This window comes from Terrihalobacillus insolitus (assembly GCF_028416575.1).
Lineage (GTDB): Bacteria > Bacillota > Bacilli > Bacillales > Amphibacillaceae > Terrihalobacillus > Terrihalobacillus insolitus.
This window is the reverse complement of the sequence record NZ_JAMQKB010000053.1, coordinates 1-3,005: the sequence shown is the minus strand read 5'-3', so window position 1 is coordinate 3,005 and position 3,005 is coordinate 1. Positions and strand designations below refer to the sequence as shown.

3 protein-coding genes are annotated in these 3,005 nt (G+C 38.7%); all 3 read right to left on the bottom strand.

All coding sequences use genetic code 11. The features are described from left to right. A partial coding sequence (locus NC797_RS18175) for an FGGY family carbohydrate kinase (protein WP_272438202.1) occupies window positions 1-557 on the bottom strand: 557 nt, incomplete at its 3' end. 14 nt (window positions 558-571) lie between these two features. After that, entirely contained in the window at window positions 572-1,264 is a 693-nt protein-coding gene (gene araD, locus NC797_RS18170) for an L-ribulose-5-phosphate 4-epimerase (RefSeq protein ID WP_272438201.1), read from the bottom strand. Window positions 1,265-1,411: 147 nt separating this feature from the next. Continuing rightward, window positions 1,412-2,638 (bottom strand): ROK family transcriptional regulator, encoded by a 1,227-nt coding sequence (locus NC797_RS18165; RefSeq protein ID WP_272438200.1) that lies wholly within the window; start codon window positions 2,636-2,638, stop codon window positions 1,412-1,414. Window positions 2,639-3,005: the final 367 nt, after the last annotated feature.

Sequence of the window (3,005 nt, the reverse complement as noted above, 5' to 3'; positions counted from 1 at the left end):
GTTGCTTCGACAAATTGATCTGCTTCAGCATAAATGTCTGGTGCTTCATTAAGAATTTGCCACACCTTCGCAATCATCCACTCCGATGAAATTTTCCCACCATAACGTGGTAAAAAGGCTTCTCCTCTTTCTGATGCAATTCGGTTCAATTCATTTGCTTCTGCTTGGGCTGCATGGTGCTTCCAAAGCTTGACCCAGCTGTGTGGATTGTCTTTTAAAGCAGGATTAAAGCATAACGGTTCACCTGATTGATCAATAGGCAGCATCGTACATGCCGTAAAGTCGATTCCGATTCCGATAACATCTTCTGAATAAACGCCAGATTCTTTTATCACCGCAGGAACCGATTGTTTTAGCACCTCTAGGTAATCACCAGGATGCTGAAGGGCCCATTCAAAGCCTAATTCTATGTTTGATTCTGGTAGAGCTTGATCAATCACACCATGTGGGTATGGTGTAACATGGTCCGCCACTTCTCTCCCATTCTTTAAAGAAACAAGTACAGCTCTACCTGATTCTGTACCATAGTCAATTCCAATTGCATACTTTTCCCCCATTGTCGCTCTCCTCCCTACTTTTTCTGACCATAATATGCCTTTGAACCATGTTTGCGAAGGTAATGTTTATCTAAGAGTGCTTGATCCATTGAACAGGCATTTGGATTTAGCTGGTACGTGTGCAAAGCCATTTTAGCAACTTCTTCTAAAACTACCGCATTGTATACTGCCTCATTTGGATCCTTCCCCCATGTAAATGGTGCATGGCTATGGACTAATACACCTGGTATTTCTTGTGGATTCGTTTGGTTAAATGTCTCCACTATCACTTTGCCAGTTTCATGTTCGTATGCTCCCTGGATTTCATCTTTCGTCATTGAACGGGTACATGGCACTGTCCCGTAAAAATAGTCAGCATGTGTTGTACCTAAAGGGGGGATCCCTTTACCCGCTTGCGCCCAGCTTGTCGACCATGGTGCATGCGTGTGTACAATTCCGCCAATGTTTGTAAAGTTCTTATACAAAACGATATGTGTAGGTGTATCAGATGAGGGATTTAGATTCCCCTCTACCACTTTTCCGTTTAAATCTACAACTACCATATCGTCGCGTCTCAACTCATCGTATGACACGCCACTTGGTTTAATCACGATCAGCCCTTTTTCTCTATTGAATCCGCTTACATTACCCCAAGTAAAAGTCACCAACCCGTGTTTTGGAAGAGCCAGATTTGCTTCTAAGACCGATTGCTTTAATTCTTCTAACATTACTACACACCTTTCTATTTCAACACCTTGTACGTATAGGATATTTGTATATCTTTTATTTTAATACAATTTGTACGTACAATCAATATATGTTGGTTTATATTTCTTATGAATTAAAATAAAAAGACAGGCAACTGCTCCTGTCTTTTAGACCTTGTAATATGATCGTTCTGGATTAAAAAGTTCTTCTAGAAGTAATGCAATAGATCCTAACAATGTGGCGTCATCTTCATGAGTAGTTATTACAACTTCGGTCCGTTTGGTCTTTGGAGTCAAAGCACGGTGTTCGATTGCTTGTCGGATAGGCTCCAAGATAAATTCGTTAGCTCTAGAAACTCCACCACCCAGAATAATTTTTCTTGGATTCATAATGTGAATTAAGTTTGTTAACCCAATTCCTAACACTGTTCCCGTATCTTCTAATATATGTATAGAAGTTAGATCTCCTTCCTTTGCAGCACGATAAACCGTTTCTCCAGTTATTTTCCCAATATCATTCTCCACTAGATTTAACAAACTGCTATGTTGATGTTGATGTTCTTGTACTGCATGGATTGCACGCTTGGCAATTGATGGACCAGATACTATTGTTTGAAGACAACCACGATTCCCACATTGACAAACTTCACCGTATATATCAATCGTCATGTGACCAATTTCTCCAGCAATGTCATTTGCACCATGGTACAACTTGCCATCAATCACAACTCCTGCACCAACTCCTCGACCAATATTAACAGCTATCATACTATCAGATTTTTCTTTTTGACCAAACCATGCCTCACCTAATGCCATGGCTCTAGCATCATTTTCAATTTTAACGATGAGATCAAATTCTTTTTCGAGTACTACTTTTATTGGTATATCCGTTAAGCCTAAATTAGGTGCAAATAGGGATGTTCCAGTATCTATATCAACGACACCATGCATGGCAACCCCAATACCTATTACGTTATCTTTATTGTTAAGATTTGTTTGAAAAATAGCATGAATGCCGTCTTTTAAAATAGATAAGAATTCATTCTTTGTCACAGATGATAGCAATTCTCTAGAGGAGCGATCAATAATCTTTCCCGATAAATCTGAGAGTACATAGTCAACCGATTGAGACCCCGCATCAACACCAATTATGTAAAAAGCACTACTATTAATCACAAGCATCGTCGGTTTTCGACCACCTTGGGATTCACCAAGCGAACTCTCTTTAACTATTCCTTCATCAATCAATTCTTTCACAATGGTACTAACTGTTGGAGGGGTAAGCTTTGTATCTTTTGCTAATTGCGCTCTTGAAATCGGCCCGCTTGTTCTGATTTTATTTAATATCGCCGACTTGTTTAATGATTTCATCCATTTGAATGTACCTCGTTGCATATTTCCCCTCCTAATAGCACTGTCATGGTAGACTTTCTAAAAAATTTCCGAAAAGACTACCTTACTGGATATTCCCTTAGCGTTTGATTTAGATTAATTGTATCATGATTGATTAGGTTAATTTACTTATTATCCATTATCCTAATCAATATAATAGAAAAAACACCCCATAACAACCGCAAAAATAAGACTTGCTTCGTGAAATGGAATGTTTTTCTTAGTTACTCCGATTGATTTCTTAATGATTTTAATCGCTTCATGACATCATTTTCGCCGCGGCCAAAGTAGTCATGTAATGTTGAATATTCTTTGTATAATTTTTCGTACACGGCAACATTTTCAGGAATTGGTGTAACCACTTCATCTT